This window comes from Brevibacterium renqingii (assembly GCF_017808095.1).
GTDB lineage: Bacteria > Actinomycetota > Actinomycetes > Actinomycetales > Brevibacteriaceae > Brevibacterium > Brevibacterium renqingii.
In genome coordinates this window covers 852,926-877,741 of sequence record NZ_JADBHG010000001.1, presented here as the reverse complement: position 1 = coordinate 877,741, position 24,816 = coordinate 852,926, and the positions used below count along the sequence as shown (strand labels likewise).

General features: G+C 64.3%; 28 protein-coding genes and 1 tRNA gene. 21 read left to right on the top strand and 8 right to left on the bottom strand.

Going from position 1 to position 24,816, the window contains the following annotated elements:
- Positions 1-26 precede the first annotated feature (26 nt).
- Together otsB and IIE29_RS03985 are read right to left on the bottom strand one after the other, a co-directional pair.
- Positions 27-926 (bottom strand): trehalose-phosphatase, encoded by a 900-nt coding sequence (gene otsB / locus IIE29_RS03990; RefSeq protein ID WP_209323878.1) that lies wholly within the window; start codon positions 924-926, stop codon positions 27-29.
- A gap of 10 nt (positions 927-936) precedes the next feature.
- Positions 937-2,526: an alpha,alpha-trehalose-phosphate synthase (UDP-forming) gene (locus IIE29_RS03985; protein ID WP_209323877.1), complete on the bottom strand. Its 1,590-nt coding sequence runs from the start codon at positions 2,524-2,526 to the stop codon at positions 937-939.
- Positions 2,527-2,591: 65 nt separating this feature from the next.
- On the opposite strand from IIE29_RS03985, the gene IIE29_RS03980 reads away from it, so the two are divergent.
- The 3 genes from IIE29_RS03980 (at position 2,592) to IIE29_RS03970 (ending at position 5,957) form a co-directional block, all read left to right on the top strand.
- A complete protein-coding gene (locus IIE29_RS03980) occupies positions 2,592-4,595 on the top strand; it encodes a serine/threonine-protein kinase (RefSeq protein WP_209324139.1) in 2,004 nt (667 codons plus the stop codon).
- 133 nt (positions 4,596-4,728) lie between these two features.
- Positions 4,729-5,589: a DsbA family protein gene (locus IIE29_RS03975; protein WP_209323876.1), complete on the top strand. Its 861-nt coding sequence runs from the start codon at positions 4,729-4,731 to the stop codon at positions 5,587-5,589.
- A 292-nt stretch (positions 5,590-5,881) separates the two neighbouring features.
- A tRNA-Thr gene (locus IIE29_RS03970) sits at positions 5,882-5,957 on the top strand.
- Positions 5,958-5,976: 19 nt separating this feature from the next.
- On the opposite strand, the gene IIE29_RS03965 is transcribed toward IIE29_RS03970, so the two are convergent.
- Entirely contained in the window at positions 5,977-7,086 is a 1,110-nt protein-coding gene (locus IIE29_RS03965; RefSeq protein ID WP_209323875.1) for a tyrosine-type recombinase/integrase, read from the bottom strand.
- Positions 7,070-7,618: a helix-turn-helix transcriptional regulator gene (locus tag IIE29_RS03960; RefSeq protein WP_209323874.1), complete on the bottom strand. Its 549-nt coding sequence runs from the start codon at positions 7,616-7,618 to the stop codon at positions 7,070-7,072. Before IIE29_RS03960 ends, IIE29_RS03965 begins: the two co-directional genes overlap by 17 nt.
- Before the next feature lie 99 nt (positions 7,619-7,717).
- Here IIE29_RS03960 and IIE29_RS03955 point away from each other — a divergent pair, with 99 nt between their 5' ends.
- From IIE29_RS03955 to IIE29_RS03890, 14 genes are all read left to right on the top strand, one after another.
- Positions 7,718-7,927, top strand: a complete 210-nt coding sequence (locus IIE29_RS03955; protein ID WP_246475666.1) for a helix-turn-helix transcriptional regulator — start codon at positions 7,718-7,720, stop codon at positions 7,925-7,927.
- Positions 7,924-8,223 (top strand): hypothetical protein, encoded by a 300-nt coding sequence (locus IIE29_RS03950; RefSeq protein ID WP_209323873.1) that lies wholly within the window; start codon positions 7,924-7,926, stop codon positions 8,221-8,223. The genes IIE29_RS03955 and IIE29_RS03950 overlap by 4 nt, the downstream gene beginning before the upstream one ends.
- Positions 8,223-8,744 carry a hypothetical protein gene (locus IIE29_RS03945; RefSeq protein ID WP_209323872.1) on the top strand — a complete coding sequence of 174 codons (522 nt, stop codon included), beginning with the start codon at positions 8,223-8,225 and terminating at the stop codon, positions 8,742-8,744. Before IIE29_RS03950 ends, IIE29_RS03945 begins: the two co-directional genes overlap by 1 nt.
- 1 nt (position 8,745) lies before the next feature.
- The gene (locus IIE29_RS03940; RefSeq protein WP_209323871.1) at positions 8,746-9,600 is read left to right on the top strand and encodes a helix-turn-helix domain-containing protein; all 855 of its coding nucleotides are present in this window, start codon (positions 8,746-8,748) and stop codon (positions 9,598-9,600) included.
- Between the two features lie 27 nt (positions 9,601-9,627).
- Positions 9,628-9,792 carry a hypothetical protein gene (locus tag IIE29_RS03935; protein WP_209323870.1) on the top strand — a complete coding sequence of 55 codons (165 nt, stop codon included), beginning with the start codon at positions 9,628-9,630 and terminating at the stop codon, positions 9,790-9,792.
- Entirely contained in the window at positions 9,789-10,196 is a 408-nt protein-coding gene (locus IIE29_RS03930; RefSeq protein WP_209323869.1) for a hypothetical protein, read from the top strand. The genes IIE29_RS03935 and IIE29_RS03930 overlap by 4 nt, the downstream gene beginning before the upstream one ends.
- Before the next feature lie 100 nt (positions 10,197-10,296).
- A complete protein-coding gene (locus IIE29_RS03925) occupies positions 10,297-11,754 on the top strand; it encodes a terminase large subunit domain-containing protein (RefSeq protein ID WP_343071779.1) in 1,458 nt (485 codons plus the stop codon).
- Positions 11,751-13,040 carry a phage portal protein gene (locus IIE29_RS03920; RefSeq protein WP_209323868.1) on the top strand — a complete coding sequence of 430 codons (1,290 nt, stop codon included), beginning with the start codon at positions 11,751-11,753 and terminating at the stop codon, positions 13,038-13,040. Before IIE29_RS03925 ends, IIE29_RS03920 begins: the two co-directional genes overlap by 4 nt.
- Positions 13,037-13,654 carry a hypothetical protein gene (locus tag IIE29_RS03915; protein ID WP_209323867.1) on the top strand — a complete coding sequence of 206 codons (618 nt, stop codon included), beginning with the start codon at positions 13,037-13,039 and terminating at the stop codon, positions 13,652-13,654. Before IIE29_RS03920 ends, IIE29_RS03915 begins: the two co-directional genes overlap by 4 nt.
- The gene (locus IIE29_RS03910) at positions 13,644-14,108 is read left to right on the top strand and encodes a hypothetical protein (RefSeq protein ID WP_209323866.1); all 465 of its coding nucleotides are present in this window, start codon (positions 13,644-13,646) and stop codon (positions 14,106-14,108) included. Before IIE29_RS03915 ends, IIE29_RS03910 begins: the two co-directional genes overlap by 11 nt.
- An 11-nt stretch (positions 14,109-14,119) precedes the next feature.
- Positions 14,120-14,368: a hypothetical protein gene (locus IIE29_RS03905; protein ID WP_209323865.1), complete on the top strand. Its 249-nt coding sequence runs from the start codon at positions 14,120-14,122 to the stop codon at positions 14,366-14,368.
- A gap of 64 nt (positions 14,369-14,432) precedes the next feature.
- Positions 14,433-15,326, top strand: coding sequence for a phage major capsid protein (locus tag IIE29_RS03900; RefSeq protein ID WP_246475665.1), 894 nt, complete (start codon positions 14,433-14,435; stop codon positions 15,324-15,326).
- Entirely contained in the window at positions 15,326-15,637 is a 312-nt protein-coding gene (locus IIE29_RS03895) for a hypothetical protein (protein WP_209323864.1), read from the top strand. The genes IIE29_RS03900 and IIE29_RS03895 overlap by 1 nt, the downstream gene beginning before the upstream one ends.
- On the top strand, positions 15,634-15,969 hold the full coding sequence (locus IIE29_RS03890) for a hypothetical protein (protein ID WP_209323863.1): 336 nt from the start codon (positions 15,634-15,636) through the stop codon (positions 15,967-15,969). The genes IIE29_RS03895 and IIE29_RS03890 overlap by 4 nt, the downstream gene beginning before the upstream one ends.
- A 418-nt stretch (positions 15,970-16,387) precedes the next feature.
- Here the strand turns inward: IIE29_RS03890 and IIE29_RS03885 are convergent, their stop codons facing one another.
- Together IIE29_RS03885 and IIE29_RS03880 are read right to left on the bottom strand one after the other, a co-directional pair.
- Positions 16,388-18,400 (bottom strand): ABC1 kinase family protein, encoded by a 2,013-nt coding sequence (locus IIE29_RS03885; RefSeq protein ID WP_246475664.1) that lies wholly within the window; start codon positions 18,398-18,400, stop codon positions 16,388-16,390.
- 230 nt (positions 18,401-18,630) lie between these two features.
- The gene (locus IIE29_RS03880) at positions 18,631-19,920 is read right to left on the bottom strand and encodes an MFS transporter (RefSeq protein WP_209323862.1); all 1,290 of its coding nucleotides are present in this window, start codon (positions 19,918-19,920) and stop codon (positions 18,631-18,633) included.
- Between the two features lie 75 nt (positions 19,921-19,995).
- Between IIE29_RS03880 and IIE29_RS03875 the strand changes: the two genes are divergently transcribed.
- Entirely contained in the window at positions 19,996-21,198 is a 1,203-nt protein-coding gene (locus IIE29_RS03875; RefSeq protein WP_343071778.1) for a low temperature requirement protein A, read from the top strand.
- Positions 21,199-21,304: 106 nt separating this feature from the next.
- Here the strand turns inward: IIE29_RS03875 and IIE29_RS03870 are convergent, their stop codons facing one another.
- Together IIE29_RS03870 and IIE29_RS03865 are read right to left on the bottom strand one after the other, a co-directional pair.
- Positions 21,305-21,586, bottom strand: coding sequence for a hypothetical protein (locus IIE29_RS03870; RefSeq protein WP_209323861.1), 282 nt, complete (start codon positions 21,584-21,586; stop codon positions 21,305-21,307).
- Positions 21,583-22,194 (bottom strand): ArsR/SmtB family transcription factor, encoded by a 612-nt coding sequence (locus IIE29_RS03865; protein ID WP_209323860.1) that lies wholly within the window; start codon positions 22,192-22,194, stop codon positions 21,583-21,585. Before IIE29_RS03865 ends, IIE29_RS03870 begins: the two co-directional genes overlap by 4 nt.
- Before the next feature lie 112 nt (positions 22,195-22,306).
- On the opposite strand from IIE29_RS03865, the gene IIE29_RS03860 reads away from it, so the two are divergent.
- The 3 genes from IIE29_RS03860 (at position 22,307) to IIE29_RS03850 (ending at position 24,809) form a co-directional block, all read left to right on the top strand.
- The gene (locus IIE29_RS03860) at positions 22,307-23,455 is read left to right on the top strand and encodes a M4 family metallopeptidase (RefSeq protein WP_209323859.1); all 1,149 of its coding nucleotides are present in this window, start codon (positions 22,307-22,309) and stop codon (positions 23,453-23,455) included.
- Positions 23,452-23,844 carry a protealysin inhibitor emfourin gene (locus tag IIE29_RS03855; protein WP_209323858.1) on the top strand — a complete coding sequence of 131 codons (393 nt, stop codon included), beginning with the start codon at positions 23,452-23,454 and terminating at the stop codon, positions 23,842-23,844. The genes IIE29_RS03860 and IIE29_RS03855 overlap by 4 nt, the downstream gene beginning before the upstream one ends.
- 68 nt (positions 23,845-23,912) lie before the next feature.
- Positions 23,913-24,809 carry a tryptophan 2,3-dioxygenase gene (locus IIE29_RS03850; RefSeq protein WP_209323857.1) on the top strand — a complete coding sequence of 299 codons (897 nt, stop codon included), beginning with the start codon at positions 23,913-23,915 and terminating at the stop codon, positions 24,807-24,809.
- Positions 24,810-24,816: the final 7 nt, after the last annotated feature.

Sequence of the window (24,816 nt, the reverse complement as noted above, 5' to 3'; positions counted from 1 at the left end):
CCCGCTGAGAACAGGACGGGGCGCGATCAGGGAAGCGGTGCGCCGAGGTGCTCGGCGCGGGAGGCGGCGAGGCGTGCGAGGAGGAGGGCGACGGCTCCGGGATCGGCGATCCGCCATGCCGCGCCCGTCGGAGCGCGTCCGACCTTGACGGTCAGACCGGCGGCGACTGTCCGCGCGGTCGTGGGCGAGGGATCGGTGACGGCGGAGTCCGCCGAGAGCTCCTTGAGGGCTGTGAACGCGTCCTCGTCGGTGACATCGTCGCCGAGATAGGCCATCGCAGTCGGCTCCTCGGCCCGGAACAGCAGCCGCACGCCGTCGCCCTTCGTCGCCTGTTTGACCGCGAGCTCGGTGATGTCGTGGCCTTCGATGATGCGGATGTCCGGATACTCCTGGGCCACCGCGATGGCATGCTCGTGCAGTGCATCGGCGAGCACCGGGTCGAATCCGCGGGTGTGGACGGTGCGCGAATAGGGTTTGGCCTCGACGCGGAAACCGGTGGCCGCGCTCTCGCCGGCCAGCGTGTGTTCGAAGGCCAGGATGTGGGCATCGATGGCCGCGAGCATCTCCTCCTCGCGCGTCGAGAGGTCAGGCGAACGGGACGCCGCGGCGCCCGGACCGAGCTCCGCCTCGGCGCCGTGGGAGCCGATCAGCCAGACGGCATCGCCGACCGCGGTGAGGCGTCGCAGGGTCGCGATGTCGCGTCCGGACACCAGGGCGACCCGGGTGTGCGGCAGCTCTGCCAGCGCGGTGATCGCCGCCGCCGATTCCGGGACCATCCGCGAGGTCTCCGGATCGTCCTGCAGGGGTGCGAGCACGCCGTCGAAGTCGAGGGCGATGAGCAGGGAATCGGCGGTGATGAGCTCACGCAGATCCACCTCGGCGGGGGTGGACAGGGCAGGGGTGAGCGCGGCCGGTCGTCTCGTCACTCTTCGGCTCCTAGCGGGAGGTGGAGATATCGGCGGCCCAACCGGCCTCTTCGGGCTGGTGGGCGCGATCGGATGGTTCGGCCGGAGCATCCGGCGCCAGAGCGGTCCGGCTCTTCTGCGTCACCGGACGGTCGGGGACGATGTCCTCGGGATTGCGCTTGATGTGGGTGAGCTCGGCGAGGAAGTTCTTCGACCACTGGCTCACGGTGTCCGTGGTGACCTTCTTGCGCATCTGCCGCATCCGCCTCGTCCGCGTCCTCTCATCCATCTCGACGGCCTCGAGGATGCCGGCCTTGAGGTTGCCGATGTCGTGCGGATTGATCATCACCGCGCCCTTGAGCTGTTCGGCGGCGCCGGTGAACTCGGAGAGCACGAGGGCTCCGTCGTCGTTCTTCCGGCAGGCCACGTACTCCTTGGCCACGAGGTTCATCCCGTCGCGCAGAGCGGTGACGAGCATGACATCGGCGGCGAGGAAGAACGCCGTCATCTCGTCCCGCGGGTACGAGTGGTGGAGGTAGCGCACGGGGATCGAGCCCACGTCGACCTGCTCACCGTTGATCCGCCCGACGGCGAGCTCGACGTCATGGCGGATGATCTTGTACTGCTCGAGGCGCTCCCGGGACGGGGTGGCGATCTGGATGAGCACGACGTCCTCGACATTCAGGCGGCCCTCGGCGAGCAGCTCACCGTAGGCCTTGAGCCGGTGCCGGATGCCCTTCGTGTAGTCCATGCGGTCGACGCCGAGCATGACGACCTTCGGATTGCCGACATCCTCCCGGATCTGCCGCGCCCGCTCGACGATGTCGGGATCCTCGGCGAGCTCCTCGAGGTAGGGGGTGTCGATGGAGATCGGGAACGCCTCGGCGCGGACGACGTGCGCCGACAGCGATTCGCCCTCCGGGACGGTGACCGTCGATCCCTTCGTCGTGAAGCCCAGCCGACCGCGGACCGCGCGGCGGAAGTTCGCCGCATCCGCCGGACGCTGGAAGCCGAGGAGGTCGGCGCCCAGGAGTCCGCGGAGGATCTCGTCGCGCCAGGGCAGCTGGGCGAAGAGCTCATAGGGCGGGAACGGGATGTGGTTGAAGAAGCCGATCGCCACATCGGGGCGCAGTCGGCGCACCATGAGCGGGACCAGCTGGAGCTGATAATCGTGGATCCACACCGTTGCGGACTCCGCGGCCGTCTCGGCGACCTTCGCCGCGAAGCGCTCGTTGACCCGCACATACGCGTCCCACCATGTGCGGTGGTACTCGGGCGGGACGATGACATCGTGGTAGAGCGGCCACAACGTGGCGTTGGAGAATCCTTCGTAGTACCTGCGGACATCCTCACTCGTCAGCGTCACGGGAGTCAGGTGCATGCCGTCGATGCTGAAGGGGGCGAAGTCCTCATCGGGAACCCCGGTCCATCCGATCCACGCCCCCTCCTGGGCCTTCATCACAGGAGCCACTGCGGTGACCAAACCCCCAGGTGAGGTCCGCCATCCGCCGTTCTCTCCGTCGGGATCACGGTCCACGGGAAGACGGTTGGCCACGACGACGAAATCGCTGTCGCCGAAGTGGGTTTCAGTGCCGGGCTCGGCAGAGTTGACGGTGCTCATCTGCGCCTCCTCCTGTGTCGGTCCTTGGAATGAACTGTACTCGCTCGACTAGGCTTGGCCAGGTGATGGATCAGGATCTCGGCGGATACCGCCTCATCGAGGAGCTCGGCTCGGGCGGCATGGGCGTCGTCTACCTCGGTGTCGACGGCGGGAACAATCCCGTCGCGGTCAAGGTCCTCCACCCCCACATCGCCAATGACGAAACCGCGCGCAAGCGTTTGGCCAGGGAAGTCAGAACGCTGCGGAGGATCCGCCATCCCCGCATCGCCGAGGTGCTCGACGCGGAACTCGATTCGGCGCAGCCCTTCATCATCACAGAGTTCGTCGACGGTCAGACCCTGTCCGACGACGTCCGCGACAACGGTCCCTTCGCCGAGGACGAACTCGTCCACTTCGGCCACGCACTCCTCGACGCCCTCAACGCCGTCCACGAGGCCGGCGTCATCCATCGGGATCTCAAACCCGCGAATGTGATGATCATGGACGGCGAACCCATGGTCATCGACTTCGGCATCGCCCAGGTCGCCGACGAGGTGCGGGTGACCGCGACCGGTCTCGTCATGGGCACCCCTGGATACCTGTCCCCGGAGATCGCCGACGGCAAGAACTCGAGCGAGAAGACCGACTGGTGGGGGTGGGCGGCGACCATGGCCTTCGCCGCCACCGGCCGCAACCCGTACGGCACGGGACCGCTGGAGGCGGTGCTCGGACGGGTCGCGATGGGCAAGTTCGACCTCGACGGGGCGCCGAGGCACTTCGTGCCCCTCATCGGCGCCTGCCTCGACCCGAAGCCGGAGCGCCGCCCGTCCGGGCAGATGATCCTCGACGCTCTCGTCGACATCGAGTCCGGACGGATGCCGCAGCTCGGTTCGGGTCCGAGCGGGGGAGGGACGCACCGTTCCCCGAGCGGGACTGCGGTCATGCCCGCCGTCGACGACGGGCCCGGCGGGCCCGGCGCTGCGGCGCTCGGCGGGGCGGCGCTGGGAGGCGCCGCCGGGGCCGCCGCAGGATACGGAGCCGCGGCCGGTCAGCGCGCTGCGCACGGCGGGCATCCGGGACCCGGCCATCCGCAGGCGGATCCGAGCATGCGCGGCCAGCCGAACTACCCGGGTGCCAGTCGCCCGGTCAACCACAGCGGTCCGGGCCACGGGCAGGGAAGCCACGGCGGTCCCGGGCAGACGAGCTGGCAGCCGCCTCAGCAGGGGAGCGCGCCGCCGGTCGGAAGCCCCCACGGCAGCATCCAAGCCGGCCCGGGCTCACCTCTGGCCGGGGCCGATCTCGGCCGATCAGGCTTCGTCCAGCCCGGACAGGGATACCCCGGCCAGAACGGCCGAGCCATGCAGCCCGGCGAACAGGGCCCCTGGCAGGGCGGTCCCGGCGGTCAGGTCGTGCAGCCGGGCAGCCAGCCGATGCAGCCGGGCGGACAGCCCGGCCACCCGGCCGGGCAGCCCGGCTATCCCTGGGCGCCGATGACCTACAGGCGAGTGCGCAGCGGCGGCTGGGTCGCCTTCGGCCTCATCGTGCTGGCCGTGGCCGTCATGCCGCTGAGCCCCCTCGTCATCTGCCTCGTCGCTCTGCTCTGGTCGATCCTCGCCCGCACCGGCACGCGCGTGGACCGGAAGGTCCAGCGGTACCGGTTCGATCGCGGAATGGAAACGGGCGGATTCGGCCGCGCGCTCGCCTCGGCGCCGGGGGCCGTTCTGGCCTCGGTGCTGACCTCGATCGCCTCGCTCATCCTGCCCGCGATCGCGGCCGTCGCCACGCTCGTGCTCACCCGCCTCGACATCGCCGGAATCGTGCCCAGCGGAGCGTCCGAGCAGTGGTCGGTGTGGGCGGCCGGCGCCGCCGGTGCATTGGTGCTGTGGGTCGGCCCGGGCGCGTCGAGCCTGCGCTACGGTTCGCGGCTGCTCGTCTCGGGGGCCACGCGCAATCAGCTGGGGCGGCTCATCGCCCTGGCGGTGGTCGCTTTGCTCATCGTCCTCGGCATCATGGTCGTCCAGTCGGGGGCGGACATGTCCTGGTGGCCGCTGCCGGTCAGCCCCTTCGACTACCTCCCGGGCCCCGTCTAGCCGAACCTTGAGCATCTCTGGGAATCGGCTCGAGAGCGGTTTCGGTACAGTGGTGCCGGCGGGTCGCGGCAGCGGTCCCGCACCGTTCGGGCCCCAGGCCGCACCGATGTCAGACGATCCAACGTGAGGAACAATGGCGAAGAACAGCTCCGGAGACGACAAGCGGAACAGAGCGCGTGAGAACGCCCGCCAGATCGCGGCGAATCAGGCGAAGAAGGAGAAGACCGCCAAGACCATCCTGTACGTCGGCATCGCCATCGTCATCGTCGCGGTCCTCGGCGTGGTCGGCGTGCTCATCTTCCAGCAGAACAAGCCCGCCGTGAGTCCTGAGAACTATGTCGCCGACGGCATCACCGTGGCCAAGGACGACACTCTCGTGCAGCCGAAGAAGATGCCCGAGGGCGAGGAATCGGATCTGCCCGCGCCGAGCGAGGCCGGGGTGAAGAAGGACGCGGCCACGGTCACCGTCTACATCGACTTCCAGTGCCCCGGGTGCAAGGCCTTCGAAGAGGGCAATTCCTCGATGCTGAAGAAGCTCGCCGACGAAGGTTCGATCGTCGTCAACTACAAGCCCGTCTCGATCCTCGACCGCATGTCCAGCGGCAACGAGTACTCGACCCGTTCGGCCAACCTCGCCGCCTGTGTCATCGACAACCAGCCCGAGGTCGCCGTGGACCTGTTCGATGCTCTGTTCGCCCAGCAGCCCGAAGAGGGCGGCAACGGGCGGACCGACGCCGAGCTGCTCAAAGTCGCCGAGGACGCCGGCGTCGACACCTCGAAGAAGCTCAACGCCGACCCCGAGCAGACCGTGAAGTCCTGCGTGAGTGAGAAGACCTTCGAGAAGTTCGTCGAACAGTCGAGCCAGACCGCTCTGGACGACGGCGTCGAGGCGACGCCGTGGGTGCTCATCAACGGCAAGCACACCGAGAACACCAGCGACCCGCAGGCCCTGGCCACCGAGATCCTCAAGGCCACCGGAGAGTTCAAGGGCTGATCCGCAGGGCCCTCAGCCAGTCGGATGAGAAGGCCGGTCCCCGCCGAGGTGGGGCCCGGCCTTCGCCGTGTGTGGGGCCCGGCCTTCGCCGTGTGTGGGGCCCGGCCTTCGCCGTGCGTGGGGCCCGGCCTTCGCCTTGCGTGGGGCCGGCCTTCGTCGCGCGTGAGGCGAGTGAGTGCTCCGCTTGGCGGGCGGGCCCGCGCTCGTGTCGGCACACCTTCCCCTGAGGTTTTGTGGCGGGACCGGCCCATGGACTACTATCATGTAGGCGCAGACGCTCGGTCTGCACCGCGCCTCCTTAGCTCAGTTGGTAGAGCACCGCTCTTGTAAAGCGAAGGTCGTCAGTTCGAGTCTGACAGGGGGCTCCACCTCTCACCAGGGGAAACGTTAGTTTGGTAGCTGGCGTACTCCCCCTGATGGGAACACATTGGGAACATGAGCCGCGTCGTGCATCCGATCCAGGCGCTCGGCCACCTCATCGAGATCATCCTCGAACAGCGACGAATACACGTCCAATGTCACCGTGGCCGACGAGTGCCCCAACATCCGCTGCACCGAGAGCACCGACGCTCCAGCGCTGATGGCCATCGAAGCGGCCGTGTGTCTCAGCCCGTGCGGTGTGAGCTCGGGAACACCTATCGATTCCGCAGCCTGATCGAACCACCGGCCGCGCTCATTCCGATTACGAAGCGGCCCACCACGGGGAGACGTGAAGATCAGATCGTCGACATCTTGACCGGCCACATGCGCCGCGACCATCTCCACAAGGAACTTCGGCATCGGCACAGATCGGATCTCGTTATCCTTCGGCGGCTTGACCTCCACTCGACCCCCGGCCTCGACGATGGTCTGCTCCACATTGAGACGACGACGCAGCGGGTCGAAGTCCCGCACCCTTAACCCGGCAAGCTCACCCCACCGCAGCCCCGTATAGGCCAGCGTGTACACGATGAGCTTCTGCCGGTCGTCGAACGTCGCGTGCGCGAGTTGGTGAACCTGCTCCGCGCTCAGGAAGATTTTCCCCTTCGGCGCAACCTTCGGATACCGGATCCCGGCGCAAGGATTGAAACTCACACGCCGGTCCCTGATGGCGGCATCGAACGCGGCCGACAACACGTTCACAATCTTCTTCACAGAGCGCACAGACAGCCCTTGCAAGAGCTCTTTCGCCCATTCCTGGACATCTCCATGCTCGACCGTTCTAAGGCCGTCTGAGGCCCATTTCGGCTTGATGTGAGAGTCGATGATGCCCTGCGTGCGCGTCCTCGTCGAAGAGGCGAGATCCGTCCTCGCGTCCAACTGCTGCTGAACCCAATCAGCGACCTTGACCTCGCCGCGCCCAGCCTCCAGATACGTCCCAGCATGAAGCTCCGACTCGACCTTAGATTTGTGCTTGTTCGCCTGAGCCCACTTCGGGAACGTCTGCGTTTTCCACCGGCCCGATGGTTCGCGCCACTTGACCTGATACGAAGAGCCGCGCTTAGTTATCGACGCCATGATCGACCCTGCTTTGCGTCATCTGCTGGTAGGCCTCGTCAGTGACTTCCTGCTCGTATTCGTCCAGCACTCGACGTACAGGTGACTCGTGGCGGTGATTCCTGCCGATTTCCTTGTCGACAGATTCGCGCTCCTCTTCGCCTGGCGCGATGTCGTAAACCTCTTCCAGCTTCTTAAGTGTGGACTCCAGTTCCTTCACCGCAAGGTGCGCCACGTGCATATCCCGTCGCAGCCGCTCTTTTCGGAGGTCAATGGATGTCTTGCCTGGCGCGTCCGGCCTCATGAGCATCGTGTTGAGATCGACGTCCAACGCGGCTGAGATGACCACCGCATCGGTAAGCGAGACGCCTCGGTTGCCGTTCTCGATCTTCTGGATCGTCTGCTGGTGGAAGATTAGAGAATCTGGAGGGTTCTCTGTGATTTTCCTGGCAAGGTCATCCTGCGACATTCCCTTGATTTTCCGCCACTTTTTCATGTTGTGCCTGAAAGGATGCGGCTCTCTCGGGGTTTCTGTCCTGGTGTCCATAGTCATTAATCCTACACGACTCTGGTGTAACACTAGAACGGTGTGGTATGGTTTAACTATGACACCAACCCGGTGTCTTTCACCAACGGAAATCAGGAGGGAACCATGAGACAGATCAACGGCCAGCAGATGCTCAGCACGGGAGAGGCGGCGAAGCACCTCGGCGTCAGCGAAAGCACGCTGCGCTACTGGCGGCACGTCGCAGACGGCACCGGCCCCAAGTCGTTCCGCGTCGGAAAGAAGCTCGTCTACTACGCGATTGAAGATTGCGAAGCGTGGCTGAACGAGCAGTACGAAAGCTCGGTGACGGCATGAACATCTACACCGACTTCATCCTCGAAGCGCACCCCAACGCTGGCCGCACCCTCGTCGAACACGCATTCAATGAGCTCGCCCGCATCGGCTACGACGCGATCAAGGCATACGACGCCGTGGACCGAATGGCAGCTACTGGAGGACTCGACTACGGGCACCACGCCGGTTATGCGGACCCCACCGGAAACGAGGTCGTAGCACGCGACGGACGCGGCCCCTGGTGGCAGCTCGAACACATGCCCGGCTTCATGGCCTCGGGCGCTGGCATCAAGCCCGTGAAGATGGTGAGCGCGTGATGACCATCTACGACGTCCCAGTCGACGACACAGTGTTCTTCCCCGTCAGCGGCGACATGCTCCGACGCATGAAGCACGACGAGGACCAACGCCTCACAAAACAAAACGACACCGGAGACTCCGCCAAGAATCCATCCGATGCCGTCAACCTGAACAACCTGAAAGGTGAACAAGCTATGTTGCATATCAGTATATCCCACAACGATCTCGTCGTCCATCCAATCTGGTGCGACCCTGAGCAGTGCATCGCCCCCGACTTCGCAGAACTGGGCGACCGCCGCCTGCACCATAAGAACCTCGGTTACATCGGCGTGGCTGAACGCGAAGGCATCGACGTTACCCTCGTCAAGTTCGACGACGAAGACCCCGAGATGATCGTCGGAGACGCTTCTCTGAACCTCCAGCAGCTCGAGAACCTGATCCTCCTCCTCGACACTGCACGCGTCCGACTGATCGAAGCGACCGGCACCGGCTACACGCTGACCAACGCAGGCCGCGACGCACTTGAACGGGAGGACTGATGTGCCCGGTTTCGACAAGTACGGATGGTTCAAACAGGCCATGCTGGGATCCTCCGACCTCACTCATGGCGACCGCTCCGTCCTCATGGTCTTCTTCTCCTACAGTGACGGCGACGGCAAGAACGCACGGCCCGGACGTCAGCGCATCATCGACGACGCGTGCATCAGCCGCAGCAAGCTCGATGGGCACCTGAAGAAGCTCCTCGACCTCGGCTATCTCGTCCTCACCCAGAAGGGCGGAAACGAAGTCAAGAAGGGTTGGGCGAACGTGTACCGCCTCGGTATCCCGCGCCGACTGATGGAAGACACAAGGGGCACCGCTGGGGTGAGTCTTGAGAATCCACAAGAGGCACCGTCAGGGAACGAAGGGGCACCCTCAGGGGACACAAGGGGCACCCTCACGGTGCTTGAAGGGGCACCCTCAGGGGGACCCCATCAGACCATAGAACATACCCTCCATCAGACCCTTGATTGTGTTACGAGCAATTCTGGCGAATTGCCCGACGATAACGCGATTGAACTGAAGGACATCCCCACCGAGAGATACAAGTACCTCCTCGACTGGATCCAGAAATACGCCAAGGTCGAAGAGGCCCGACAGTCAGGAGCCTTGACTCACGAAGAAGCCTTCGATCAATCCATCGAAGCCGAAGATTGCGTCACCGGCTTCATCGACGAACTCTTCGGAGAAGACTATGCCGACTACTTCGCATCTGAATGGTCAATACCAGTCAAGGCCACCGACAGATACCAAGCCGGTACATGGCTGAGAACGTTCCTCAGATCATGCGCCGCCCACGGGTACATCTGCTACCCCAACGGCAGCGAAGACCCCCGGCACCTGCTGGTCAGCTAACGCCCACCCGTCCAAGAAAGGACCCCCATGTCTAGGAAGCCCACCCTCAAGGTCATCCCCACCACTATCCACGGCACCCCCGCCCTCCAGATCTGCCGTGGGTACCTGGCCACCATGAGAGTACGCATGGATGAGGCTACCGACCTTGCCAACGCCATCATTGATCTCGTCGAGCAGGAGGAGCAGCCGTGACACTGCAACCCTGCATCGAGTGTGGAGAGCTCAGCCAGAACAATCGTTGCTCAGCTCATCGCATCAACCGGCCGAGAGCAGACAAGACGAACACAACACACGTTGCATTCAAGAACGATGCGCGATGGAAGAAGCTGTCGAAGAAACTTCGCAAGCTTTCACCGTTCTGCGAACTATGTGGAACCAGTGACGATCTCACTGTCGATCACCGCGTTCGCGCCGTCGACCGACCGGAATGGTCATACGAGATCGACAACTGCCGAATCTTATGCAGATACCACAACGGGAAACTGTCGATGGTCTCGGCAACCGCAGAAGAGGAACGCGACATCGAGAAGAAGATCCTCGAACGACGTCAGCGCCGTCTCCGACTCCAGCGTCAAGTGAACGGACCCGCCCAATGACAACACACCTTGGGGGATTGCACCAAGTCGGGGTCACTGTCCGACCCCAGGGCAAGTCAAAGTTCGAGTTAGTTTCGGTTTCAACTATCGAGGAGGAAGAGTGAGAGCAGGCGCGAAGGGCAATATCGACGTCGAACCGCTCGATCTGTCGTGTCTGCCTTCTGGTCGTGCTGCGAAGCGTATCGCGTTCATCGAAGACTTCTGCATCGTGCCGAAGGGTGTGGGTGCTGGCGATCTGGTGAAGCTGCGAACGTTCCAGAAGGACATCATCAGGGGTGCTTTCGGGAAGGGTATTCGTACCGGCCTCGTCAGTATGCCGCGTGCGAATGGCAAAACGGCGCTTGCTGCGATGTTGGCCGTGGCGGAACTGTTCGCTGGCCCTATGTCGGCTGAGGTTCTGGTCGTGGCGACGGATGAACGGCAGGCCCGGATCACGCTGAATCTGGCACGCCGCATGATCGAGCTGAATCCTGAGCTTGCCGAGCGTGCGCATATCTTCCGCGACAAGATCGTCATTCCGCACAATGATTCGACGCTGGTGCCGTTGCCGGCCGATCCGAACGCTCTTCATGGTTGGGATCCGTCGCTGCTGATCGTCGATGAGATGCACGTAGTGACTGAGCCGGTGTGGGAGGCCGTGTCGTCGGTGACTGGCAAGCGCCCCGAGTCGTTGACGCTGGCGATCTCGACCCCGGCTTCAACGCAAGAATCAGTGATGTGGAAGCTCGTGGAGCACGGTCGTGAAGGCACTGACAAGAGCTTCTGGCTGAAAGAGCATTCAGCGCCGTCTGGATGCGCCACAGACGACGTAGAAGCGTGGAAGACGGCCAATCCTGCCATGACGTGCGTTAAGCCGTTCCTGGCGCAAGACGGGCTGGCATCGGCACGTAGAACGTTGCGTGAACCCGTGTTCCGGCAGCTGCGTCTCGGCCAATGGGTTTCCGGTTCGGACTCGTGGCTCCCGTTCGGCGCTCTCGACGAGTGCAAGGACGAGGAGCGTGTCGTCGATGGCAAGGAGAAGATCGTCCTCGCGTTCGACGGTTCGGCGTCTGGAGACTCGACCGTGCTCATCGGCTGCACTGTCCAGGATCCGCACCTCTTCGTCCTCGGCATGTGGCAGAACCCCGGCGATGACCGCTGGCGAGTCCCACGGGGTGACGTCGACCGGGCTGTCGATGATGCGTTCGCCAAGTACAACGTGCAGGAGCTCGCAGCGGATCCGTGGGGATGGCGTTCTGAGATCGAGTCGTGGGCTGACCGCCACGGCGAGAAGAAGGTCATCGAGTGGAACACTGCGTTCGCTCGACGGATGGCTCCAGCTACCGACCGGCTGTATCAGGCGGTCATCGAGCAGCACGTCACGTATGACGGCGATACGCGTCTGCGTGAGCACTTCAACAACACGGTTGCGAAGTCGACGACTCTGGGCGATCTCGTTTCCAAGGACAAGAAGAACAGTCCCCGCAAGATCGACGCTGCTGTCGCGTCCATCGTTGCTTTCGACCGGGCAGCGTTCCATGCAAATAAGAAGACCTCAAGGAAGGTTGTTACATTTTGAACAAGAATTCTCTCTCCAAGCTCCTCCAGCAGCTCGACGAGAAGGCAGGCAAGTATGCCGAGCTTGATCGTTACTATGCTGGCCGTCAGTCCCTCGCCTACCTCGCCCCAGAAGCCCGTGAAGCGCTCGGCAACAGGTTCGGGCGTATGGCCTCGAACATTCCGCGTTTGGCCGTTACAGCGCTGTCTGAGCGTCTTCGGATCACCGGGTTTCAAACATCCGATGACGATCAGGCGCTCTGGGCTGATTGGATCCGAAACAACCTCGACCAACTCTCCGGTGTCGCTCATCGTGAAGCCCTGACGCTCGGCAAGTCGTATGTGATCGTGTGGGTAGATGCTGCTGGCCGTCCGCAGGCGACCGTCGAGTCTGCCCGTCAGGTGACGGTTGTGCGAGATCCTGCAACCCGTGAAGTGTTGGCTGCGGTGAAGCGCTGGACATCCGACTCCACGACCGAAGTTGCCGTGTACACGCAGGACACGATCACCCGCATGTCTGCGAAGACGACCGGCGCAACCACGACAGGTTTCGAGACTGTCGACGTCATCGAGAACCCGCTGGGCGTTGTTCCCGTCGTCCCGTTCGAGAACGCCGACCGGCTCCTCGACGAAGGCGCTTCGGAGATCGAAGACCTCATCCCCCTCGTCGACGCGCTCAATAAGACGCTGGCGGATCTCATGGTGTCGTCCGAGTACGTGGGACGTCCTCGACGCTGGGCAACCGGCATCGAGCTCACCGAAGACGAGAACGGTGAACCGCAGAACCCGATCCCCGAAGGCCCACGGGCGATGGTGTCGGAAGACTCAGACACCAAGTTCGGGCAGCTCCCGGCTGCTGACCTCGGATCCTATGAGGCGTCGGTGCGAATTATCCTCGGCCAGATTATGGCGGTGTCTGCGCTCCCGTCGCATTACATCGGCATCACGTCGTCGAACCCGGCATCGGCTGACGCTCTTCGGGCGTCTGAGGCGTCGCTGACCGCACGGGCTGAGTCTCGGCAGGCTCAGTTCGGGCGCTCCTGGGAATGGGTGGCACGTCTCCTCATCGCCGTTCGCACCGGCCTCGATCCTCGCGCCATCGAAGCTCATGTGAATTGGGCTGACGCCGCCACAAGGTCTGTTGCTCAGGAGGCCGACGCCGTGGTCAAGCTCGTGCAGGCCGGGATCCTTCCCCCGTCGATTGCGCTCGAACGTCTTGGATATTCACAGGATGAGATCGCAAGGATCCGGGAAGCGAAGCGTCTTGAGTCGTTCGACGCCGCTGCGACCGTCGGGATCTCGCAGTGAGCTTCGAGAACGCACTGAACAGTCTCACCGGGCAAGTCAGGAAACGCGCTGAAACACTTCTGGATGCGTTCGAGTCTGGGCAGATCTCGCAGGGCACGTTCATTACGGCGATGGCGGATGTCGTGGGACAGGCGCGAGCTCAGGGCGCAACCTATGCCGTGTCTGTCCTCCGCGACTACGTAGAGACGTCGTTGCAGGCTCCTATCGCCGTGTCTCCTGCCATGCCACCGGCTGACCTGCATCGCCTCGAAGGTGCCGTCGTGACGATCCTCGGATCCGACCAGGACACGCGTATGCAGATCGTCCGCCTGGCGACCGGCGAAACGCTGGAGGCGGCGCACAAGGCGTATGGGGACACGATGGAGAAGTTGCCGATGGTGAAGGGCTGGACTCGCGGCCTCGACTCGAAGGCGTGCGAACTCTGCCAGTGGTGGGGACGTGATGGCCGTGTGTTCCGCCCCGAACATCAGATGCCGCGTCATACCGGCTGCGTCTGCCACCCGGTGCCCACCGTGACCCGTACCAGCAATTTCCAGAACGAGAAGCAGGCCGTGAACGCGGCCCGTACCAATGAACGCCGACAGGCGAAGAGAGGACGTAACAATGTCGCTTGAGAATACCGAAGAGGTTGAGACGACCGAGAACGCACAGTCAGAACAGGAACCGCAGGAACAGATCGAGTCCGACGCACCGGAAGTCGAAGAGACTGCCGATGTCGACGATTCTTCTACTGACGATGAGGATCCCGATACGTTCCCGCGTGACTACGTGGAGAAGCTGCGAGACGAGAACGCCAAGTACCGCCAAAGAGCGCAGAAGGCCGACGATCTGGCCCACCGGCTACACAATGCCCTCACAGCGGCCACAGGACGCCTAGCAGACCCGTCCGACCTCCCATATGAAGAATCACACCTAGACGACCCCGAAGCGCTGGAAACGGCCATTTCAGAGCTCCTGGCGAAAAAGCCTCATTTGGGGTCAAGGAAACCTGCCGGGAATATTGGGCAGGGTGTTAGTAGTTCTACAGATGCAGTCGATTTGGCTGCAATGATGAGGGCGAGGGCCTGAAAGGGATATCAATGGCTGATTACGAAGATACCGCTGATCGACTCGCGAAGGTCATCGGCAACGCGCAAGGTAAGTCGAGTGGTCGCTTCGACGACATCGAACACCTGACCATCGACCAGCAGCTCAAGGTCTGCGAGATCTCGGCACTTCTATCAGTGGCGCAGGAGCTGTCTTCGCTGAATCCGCAGAACTTGAAGCAGCGCGGAGACGATGGCGAGTGGTACGACGGCTGGGGAAACAAGCTCCCGAATCAGAAGTAGCTTGACCATTGTAGCATGACGTGCTACAATAGAGGGGTAGGATCTTGACGGTCCTACCCCTCTTTTGGTCTGGCACCACCGAGGATTTCAACATTCATTCTCATGGAAGGTGCCAATCATGGCCGAAAATACTGCTGCAAACCCTGAACTCCTCCAGGAGCAGGTCTCCAATATCCTGATCCAGCCGCTTGAATCTGAGTCGATCATCCTGAACTCTGGTGTTCAGATCTTCGACACCAGCTCACCGCTGCGAATCCCCAAGCTCGTCTCCTCCTCGGATCCCGCATGGACCGCTGAAGGCGCACAGATCACCGAGCACGATGTCGACTTCGACGAAGTGAGCCTCATGCCGACCGACCGCGCCAGCGTGAAGACGATCATCCGCTTCACGAACGAGCTCCTGCGCCAGTCCGTCATCGGCCTCGATTCGGTCCTCAAGACTCGTCTCGTGTCCGATGTCTCCCGCAAGCTCGACACCGCGTTCCTGACCGGCGATGGCGCTACGAACAGTGTTACCGGCATCATCAATCAGCCCGGCGTACAGCAGGGCGTCCTCGACACCGCGAACCCCGATTCGCTGCTCGATGCCCTGGCACTGGCACACGCTGCCGAAGTTACGCCGAACCGCTGGATTCTCTCGGGCGACGACTTCTTCGCACTGCGCAAGCTCAAGGACGGCGATAACAAGTATCTGATTCAGTCGGATATGACCGCTGACGCCGCCTACTCACTGTTCGGTGTCCCGGTGACCGTCACGAACAAGCTCGCCGCTGGTAAGGCTGTCCTCGCTGACATGTCGCAGGTGGCTGTTGCTCGTGACACCAACCCGACCGTGACTCTCCTCTCTGAGCGTTACGCCGAGTTCGACGAGCAGGCTATCCGCGTCACCGCTCGTTTCGATCTGGGGCTCCTGCACCCTGAAGGTGTCGTCGTTCTCACGGCCGCGACCGGAGCCTGATGCCCACGGCGCAAGACGTCGCTGATTTCCTCGGCCAGGGTGACGACCAGACGGTTATCGCCCTGGCTGGGGAACATCTGCCGATCATCACCGCGATGGCGTCCGCGTATACGCGTGGTGTCGGCTTCACTGCTGGAGAACCCAACGAGGAGATCTCGGCGGTCATCACGACCGCTACAGCCCGACTGATGGCCAACCCCGATCAGGTGCAGTACAAGCTCGGGAACATGTCGTTTCAGTCGTTCTTCAACGGGTGGACGCTTGCCGAGACTTTCGTGCTGAACAGGTATCGGAAGAGGTCGACCGGATGATATTCAAAGACAAAATCGAGATCATCGAAGCTACTTGGGTGCAGGACAAGTATGGAGGCTCCTACGACTGGTCGGTGCCGACTGTCGTGAAGGTCGTCGGCGCTCGCGTCGACTACCGTTCCACGGCAATGCTCGACGGCGTAGACATGACGTTCATGTCGAAGGCCGAACTGATCGCGTACTGCGAACCGACGACCATAAATCCGGCATCGCAGCGCATCCTCTGGAACGGTCTCCAGTACGAACCGGACGGGCAAGTCCTCGAATACCGGCGCGGTCGTCGAACCTTCTACGTGGAGATCCCGCTGAAGACGGTTCAGCCGCAACCCTGATACTCACGTCAACGCCGTATTCCTTTCCGGCGAAGGTGGGGAGCCGATTGGTTAGTTTCGGCTGAGAACCACCTGCGTGTACAAGAATCCCCCAGGCACCTCACCGGCCAGCCTGGGGGATTCTCCCATTTGGGAACAGAATGGGAACACGACAAAAGACTTAGGTCAGAATCGGCCACCACCTGCCAACGCAAAGAAGCGATGTTATTGCAGGTCACAAGCCCAATATGCCACAAGATCAAAAATGGCAACGAACCCCAGAAGGCCCTTGTAAAGCGAAGGTCGTCAGTTCGAGTCTGACAGGGGGCTCCACTCCTCCCGAACCGTCGAGAGCTCGGCCTGCGACGGGGAGCTCGGCTTCCGAACGGAGCTGTCTGTCGTGGACCGAGCTGTCGACACTCCTGAGGCGAAGCAGCCCCTACCCGTCGACGCCGCGTCTGAACACGAGCATGAGCGAGCGCATGCTCAGCACGAAGCCGCCGAAGAGCAGGAAGAAGCCGAAGAACGAGTACAGGCGGATGTCCTTCGTCAGCATCGGCCCTTCTGCGCTGGTGATGAGCATGATCGCCCCGACCACGGCGGCCCCGGCGAGGACCGCGACGATGAGCTGCTGGAACAGGCTGGTGAGGAAACGGCGATCCGAGGGGTTCTCGAGCACCCGCATATTCATCGAGAACCGACCGTGCTCGAGGTCTTCGGTGATCTTGTTGATCCGCCTCGGCATCCGGTCGATCATCGGCAGCAGCTGCAGCGCCCGACGCTGCAGCTCCTCGGTGAACTTCGTGCCCTTGAGCTTCGAGCGCACGAGGCGGTTGCCCTCCTGCCGCGACGCGGCCACGACGTCGAAGCCGGGGTCGATGGTCAGCAGAGCCCCCTCGACGGAGGCCATGGCCCGGAACGCGGCACTGATCGGTGCCGGAACGGAGAAGCGGTGAGCGAGCACCAGGGTGAACAGATCGTCGAAGAGCTTCTGCCCCTGCCCGGAGCGGACCCCTCCGCCGTAGCGCAGCAGGAGGGCGCCCACGGCACGCTCGACCTCCCGGTCATCGAGTCCGTCCGGTCTGCCGAGGAGTTCGATGAGGGCATCGGTCGCCCCGGCGCTGTCGTTCTGGTCGATCGAGTAGAGCATCAGACCCAGAGACGTCTGCGTACCCGGATCGAGGCGGCCGACCGCGCCGAAGTCGAGCAGGCCGAGCGAACCCTCGGGTGTGATGAAGATGTTGCCGGCATGCAGATCGGCATGGAAGGTGCCCTCGCCGATGATCTGCTCGAGGGTGGCCCCGAGCAGCGTGGTGGCCAGACGGGTGCGTTCGGTCGCGCTGAGTCCGTCGAGCAGCGCCCCCGCCTGTGAGACCGGTCGACCGGGCAGCTTGTCCATGACGAGGAGGCGCTCTCCGCTGAGTTCAGGGTAGCCGTGGGGAACGGTGACATCGAATCTGCCCGAACGTCTCAGTGAGTTCTCGATGCTGGTCATATTGTCGAGTTCGATCCGGTAGTCGAGCTCCTCCTCGAGCGAGTCCGCGAAGCCCTTGGCCAGCGCGTTCACACCGAGGTTCTTGCCCCACACCGTCGTCGTGTTCAGCCAGGCGGCCAGGCGCAGGATGATGTCGAGATCCTGAGTCACCTGGTGCAGTGCCTTGGGCCGCTGCACCTTGACGATGACTTCGGTGCCGTCGAGCAGGGTGGCCTCGTGGACCTGCGCCACCGAGGCGGCCGCCAAGGGCTGCGGATCGATGCGCGCGAACACCTCGGCGATCGGTCGCCCGAGCCGGTCCTCGACGGCCGGTTCGATGACCGACCAGGGTTCGGGGGTGACCTGCGTCTGCAGGGTCTCGAGCTCACGGACGAACACGGGCGGGAGGATATCGCGGCGGGTCGAGAGCATCTGCCCGAGCTTGACGAAGGCCACTCCTGCTTCGGCGAGGGACTCCTTGAGCGCTCGGGCGGTCTTGACCGCACGGCCCGGAGAGTCGCCGCCGAATCCGCGCAGCTGGGAGCCCAGCCCGTGACGGGTCGCGATGGACAGCACTTGCGCGTAGCGGCGGGCACGGCGGCGACGGGACTTCCACCCGAAGAACACCGACTGCGGGCTCGGCAGGCTTCCCGTCGGGAATGCGGCTTCGACCATCACCAGCGCTCCCACGCCGAGGGCGAAGATCCAGCCCATGGCCAGCAGCACGAACAGAGCCGCCACACCGGGCGTGAGTTCGAGGCCGCCGTGGTTCTGGCCGGTTCCGGCCCGGTAGAGGTACTGGACGGCGACCGCCATGCCCGCGCTCATGACGAGGCCGACGACGATCGTCCGCGGCCAGCCCGTGGGCACTCCGACCACGCGTCGGACGACGGTGGCGGCCAGCCAGGACTGGAGGAAGAGGAAGACGAGCGAGGCCGCGCTCAGCAGCGCGTACCAGCCGAAGTCCAAGGCTTCCATCGATGCCCCTCCCGATCGGTCGGTCTCCCGAACAGCGTCGAACCGCTCGCCCCCAGCCTAATGCTTCATCGGTTCGCGGGATCGGCACTGCGTCTCGGACCGCCTTCGAACGGAACCTTTTGGGCGAACCGCGGCGCCTTCGCGAACCGGAACCTCTGGGCGAACCGTGACGCTGTCGCGAACCAGAACGTCTGGACGAACTGGCGCGCTGAGCAGGGTGCGGCCGACTCTCAGGCGCGACCGCGACGGCCCGGCAGGCCGATCCGGCGGGCCCAGACGAGCACCCAGGCGGCGCCGGCGATGGCGAACAGTCCGGGGAAGAGCACTCCGAAGCGCAGGGTCGACAGCGTGATGATCAGCGAGAGCAGAGTCGGGCCGCCGAGTTTGCCGCCGTTGTTGAAGATCGCCCAGATGCCGAGGAACCGCGGCCGCCCAACCGCAGGCGACAGATCGGCGCCGATGGTCATGTTCACGCCCGCACCGAGACCGTTGCCGCAGGCCATGACGACCGCGGCGATGACCATTCCCCGCAGATCCGGCAGCGCGACCATGATGACGAACCCGGCGCCGAAGATCGTCAGGCACGCGGCGAGGGTCGCGACCCGTCCGAGGTGGTCCTTGATGTAGGCGCCCACGAACATGATGATGAGCTCGAGCCCGGCGCCGAGGGCGATGATCAGCGAGATCGAGGACTTGTGCAGGCCGATCTCAACGCCCCACAGCTGGATGACCACGGGCTGAGCGGCTCGGGCGGCCGCGAGCGCGATGATCGTGATGCCGACGAGGACGACAGACTTCCACCGCACGTCCAGGGGAGGGCGCCGGTCCTTCCGGGGCCCCGTCGGTTCCCGATCGGAGGCCGCCGCGGTAGGGGAGCGGCGGCCGGACGGGGTCGTGTCGACCGACGAGGAGGACGTGTCCGCCTCGGTGCGATGCCGGTGCTCCTCGAAGCCGGGAATCTTCGCGATCGGCAGGGCCATGATGGTGATCGCGGCGATGGCGGTGGCTCCGGAGAAGACGAACACCGACCAGATGAGGAAGAAGGCCATGAGCCCGGCCCCGACCATGGGCCCGAGGAGGTTGCCCACCCGCTGCGTGCCACCGAGGGCAGTCATCGCCTTCGCGAGGTCCGCCGCCGGCATCACCTCGGCGACCACGGCCTGCCGGGCCAGACTCCACACATCCGAGACCGGGCCGAAGAGCATGAGCGCGATGGTGTAGACGAGCAGCGAATGCGGCGAGTCCCATAGGAAGGCCGCGACGATGGCACCGAGGACGATGATCGCCGCGAGCGTGGCCACGGCCATGGCTCGGAAATCGCCGAGGCGATCGATGAGGATCCCGGCCGGTACCGTGGCCATGAGCGACACGGCACCCATGATGCCGACGATGGCGGCGGCGAACGCCTGCGTCGAACCGAGGGAGAGCGCACCGAGGACGAGGATCGGCATGATCGCGCCCAGGCCGACGGCGAAGAGGAGGAACGGCACGAGGACCGGCCACAGGATGGGTCTGAGCACGCGGCCAGTCTAATCGGCGGTCGAGACGCCCTAGACTGTTCCCAGCCGTTTTCCGCCGCGGAGGAAGAAGTCGATGTGAGCAGCGCAGAAACGAGACCGAGCAGATTCCGACTCGTCCCGATGCGTCCGCGCGACCCCGAGGAGAGCGGCCGGGCCGCCAGTTCCCTCGAGCTGTTCTTCGACCTCGTCTTCGTCATCGCCGTGAGCATCGCCGCGACGACCCTGCGTGACACGGTCACCACCGGTCACCTCGGCGAGGGGCTGGGCACGTACCTCATGATCTTCTTCGCGATCTGGTGGGCGTGGATGAACTTCACATGGTTCGCGACGTCGTTCGACACCGACGACTGGCTCTACCGAGTGCTTACGATCGTGCAGATGGCAGGCGTGCTCATCCTCGCCGCCGGGATCGGCCCGGCATTCTCCGACGGCGACTTCACGTTCATCGTCGTCGGCTACGTGCTCATGCGCATCATCATGATCGTGCAGTGGCTGCGGGCGGCCAGGAGCGCGCCCGGGCAGCGGTCGGCGACGGTCGTCTATGCGTGCGGGATCGCTCTGGCACAGGTGCTCTGGGGCCTGTGGCTGCTCGTCGACGCGCCCGTCGCCCAGACGGTGCTCTTCGTCGTGCTCGCCCTGTTCGAGATCTCGATCCCGATCGTCGCCGAATCCCGGGGAACGACGCCCTGGCATCCGGAGCACATCGCCGACCGCTACGGCTGCTTCACGATCATCGTCCTCGGCGAGAGCCTCCTGGCCTCGGCGAACGCGGTGTTCGGGGCCTTCGCCGACATCGTCGACATCGTCCCGCTCATCTCGCTCGGAGTGCTCAGCCTCATCGTCACCGCGGCCATGTGGTGGATCTACTTCTGGCCGCCGCACCACCGCGCGATCTCGGGCCTGCGGGGATCGATCAAATACGGATACGGCCACTACTTCATCTTCGCCGCCGCGGGTGCTTTCTCCGCCGGCGTCGGCATCGAAGTCGACTCGCAGCTGGGCAGGAGCGCACTCGATCCGGTGCTGGCGACGTTCACGGTCTCGGTGCCGATCGTCGTCTTCGTCCTCGGCGTCTGGCTGCTGGCGATCCGCGCCAGCGCTCACTGGGTCATCAACATCGTCGTCCCGGTCTGCGCGGTCCTCGTCCTCCTCGACCCGATCATCCCGATCCCGACGTTCCTGACGACGATCTTCATGATCATCATCGTCATCGCCCTCGTCGTGTGTCCGCCGAAGGATGGGCAGTCCCGATTCGACGCCGAGGTGGTCGCGGGCTGAGCGGGTGCTGCTGAGGAGGCCCCGGTGGGGAGTCCGGCACCAGGTGCGGCCGGCCGCGCCGGGTTCCGGCGGCCCGGCCGGGAGCGGGCCGGGGCATCGAGGTCCGTCAGAACGGCAGCCCGTGGAATCGATCGATGTGGAGCTGCTTGGCGGCGTCGACCCGACGTGACATCTCGGCGGAATCGACGCGGGGCCGGAGGGCGCGGACGCGGCGGCGTTCGATCAGCCACAGGGCCAGTCGCAGGATGAGCCGGTCGATGCCGGCGGCCTCGATCGTCGTCTCGTGGCCGCTGTCGACGACGAGCTCCCGGGTCACGGTGATCGTGCGTTCGACGATGCGGCGGTGGTGGGCCAGCGGTGGGCGGATAGGTGGGGTGAGTGTGCTCATGACGGGGTCTCCTCTCCGTCGACCAGGGGGAAGGCGTTGAACTGGATCTGCACCGGGCGGGAGCCCGGATCGTCGCGACCGCGGAATTCGTCGATGAACGCCTGAGTCGTGCGGTAGAAGTGGTCGCTGATCTCGGCCAGCTGCTCTTTGGTCAGACGCAGATTGCTCGTATCGCTGGCAGAGGCCCCGACCCATTCGGTCGGCAGCCGATCGTCGTCATAGGCTGCGTCGACAAAGTCCTCGAACGCGCGAGACATGTTGCGGACGAGCTCCCGGTTGACATAGTGAGAGGCGGTTCGTGTCGACGGGTCGAGTTCGCGTTCGGGTCCCGGCACCCGCATGGCGCCGGGAATCCTCTCCCACCATTTCTCGCGGCCTCTCTTCTCTCCCTCGACCTCGCGGATGAGCTGATGCCGTGCGAGCTGGCGCAGGTGGTAGCTCGTCGATCCGGAGGACTCGCCGAGGCGCTTCGCCAGTTTCGTCGCCGTCTGCGGTCCGTGTGCCGACAGCGCGTCATAGATCGCCATCCGCAGAGGGTGGGCAAGGCCTTTGAGGGCCGAGGCATCGATCTCGCGGACGTCATTCCGGGGGCTGGTCTCCTCACTCATAGTGCAAACATACTATTGCAAAAGAGTATTTGCAATGCTTTGTTTGCGACACTTCTGCGTCCGCCTTCGGCCTGCCCTATCGGTTCCCGATCGAAAGTGAGACGCTGGAGCCATGACTGTCGATCCGCAGCACGTCGTCCCGCCCTATCTCCTCGACGCCCTCGCCGAACGCGGAGGCGAGAAGTTCCCGCGCGCCGCATCCGCCGCCCGCAGCTGTCGGATGTCCGATCAGAGCAGTCGGAGCCTGCGCCAGGTCGGACTGCGCTACACGCCGCCGGCCGACCTCGGCAAGGACGTCTCCGAGATCGGGGAATCCGCCCGTCCCTCGTCTCATCAGGAGGTGCTCGGACAGGCCGGAGCCGGCCCGCACCGCCTCATCCACGATGCGCAGAACACCGAGGTGCTGCCCGGTGAGCTCGTCCGGTCCGAGGGGCAGGGCCCGGTGGACGACGCGGCGGCCAACGAGGCCTATGACGGTCTCGGCGCCTCCTACGCCCTGTTCTCCGACGCCTTCTCGCGCGATTCCCTCGACGGGCAGGGCATGCCGCTCATGGCCAGCGTCCACTACGGCAAGGACTACGACAACGCCTTCTTCGACGGTCGCCTCATGGTCTTCGGCGACGGCGACGCCGAGGTGTTCACGGGGTTCACCGGCTCCGTGTCGATCATCGGCCACGAACTGTCCCACGGCGTCATCAGCCACACCGCCGCCCTCGAGTACTCCGGCCAGCCGGGAGCGCTCAACGAGCACTGCGCCGACGTCTTCGGGGCCCTGACCGAGCAGCACGCGGCCGGGCAGAACGCCGAAGACGCCGACTGGCTCATCGGCGCCGGGATCTTCACCGCCGAGGTGACCGGACGGGCCCTGCGCTCGATGATCGAACCCGGCACCGCCTATGACGACGACGTCCTCGGCAGAGATCCGCAGCCGGGGCACATGGACGACTTCGTCGTCACCGAATCCGACAACGGCGGCGTCCACCTCAACTCCGGAATCCCGAATCGTGCGTTCGCCCTGGCCGCCACGGCCGTCGGCGGACCGGCCTGGGAGAGCCTCGGACCCGTCTGGTACGGGGTGCTCACGGGCGAGGAGATCACCACGAGCACCGACTTCGCCGCGTTCGCTGAGCTGACCATCGCCGAGGCGGCCGAACAGTTCGGAGAGGGGTCCGACGTCCACGACGCCGTCATCTCCGGGTGGGAGGCCGTGGGGATCTCGCACGGGAGCTCGGGCCGGGGAAACATCGGGAGCAGCTGGTGAGCAGCGGCGGGTCCGACGCCGGACAGCCTCCCGAGCAGGCAGGCGACGGGGGAGGCTACGGACGTCTGATCGTCGAGCGCTCCGGCGGGATCGCCGGGATGCTCATGGTGTGGGAACTCGACATCGACTCCAGCGGTCGCCGTGATGAGATCGGCAGACAGGTGGCCGAACTGCCCTGGACCGACGCCGCACGAGCCGCCGAGGCTTCCGGGGCCGACGATTCAGGTGCTGCGGGCAGCGCCGGGGCCGATCGGTTCGCCTACCTCATCGAGAGCAGATACGGGTCGGTGCGCTTCGGCGAAGGGCAGATGCCGCAGGAGTGGAGACGCCTCGTCGACGAGGTCCGTGAGAGCCCCGAGGCGCACAGGCGGCGGCCCGGACGGGGCTGAGCCTGCGACCGGGATCGAGCCGGTCCGTGCGCCAAGCGAGCCTGCGACATGCCCCTATGCTGGAGTCCATGACCGAGAACAGAACGACTGCGGAGAAGAACGAACGCGATCTCGAGGAAGAGATCCACACGGACCTCAAAGATTCCATGACCTACGGGTCCTACCTCGATCTCGACCGACTGCTCGGCGCGCAGCACCCCGTCAGCAGGCCCGAGCACCACGACGAGATGCTGTTCATCATCCAGCATCAGACCACGGAGCTGTGGTTCCGGCTCGTCATCCACGAACTCCTCGACGCCCGGAGACTCATCGCTGATGATGAGCTGCAGACCGCGCTCAAGCGCATCGCACGCGTCAAACACATCCAGAAGACCCTGACCGAACAGTGGTCGGTGCTGGCCACGCTGACCCCCAGTGAGTACGTCGGCTTCCGCGACCATCTGGGACGGGCTTCGGGCTTCCAGTCCTGGCAGTACCGGGCCGTGGAGTTCCTGCTGGGCAATAAGAACCGGGGCATGCTTCCCGTCTTCGACGGAGAGCCCGAGGCCCGTGCCCGACTCGAGCAGTATCTCAACGAACCGAGCATCTACGACGAGTTCCTCGCCTGCTTGGCCAGGCGCGGACTCCCGGTGCCCGCCCGACTGCTCGAACGCGACGTCAGCGTCGCCCACACCTTCGACGAGGAGCTGCTCGAGACCTTCCGGATCATCTACGAGAACCCGCAGAAGTACTGGCAGGAATACGAAAGCTGCGAGGAGCTCGTCGACCTCGAGGAGAACTTCCAGTTCTGGCGCTTCCGTCATATGCGCACGGTGCTGCGGATCATCGGCATGAAGCGCGGCACAGGCGGATCGAGCGGCGTCGGATTCCTCCAGCAGGCGCTCGACCTGACCTTCTTCCCCGAACTCTTCGATATCCGCACCGGCATCGAGAACGGACCGGGGATCAGCCCCGAAGGCATCTGAACCGGCT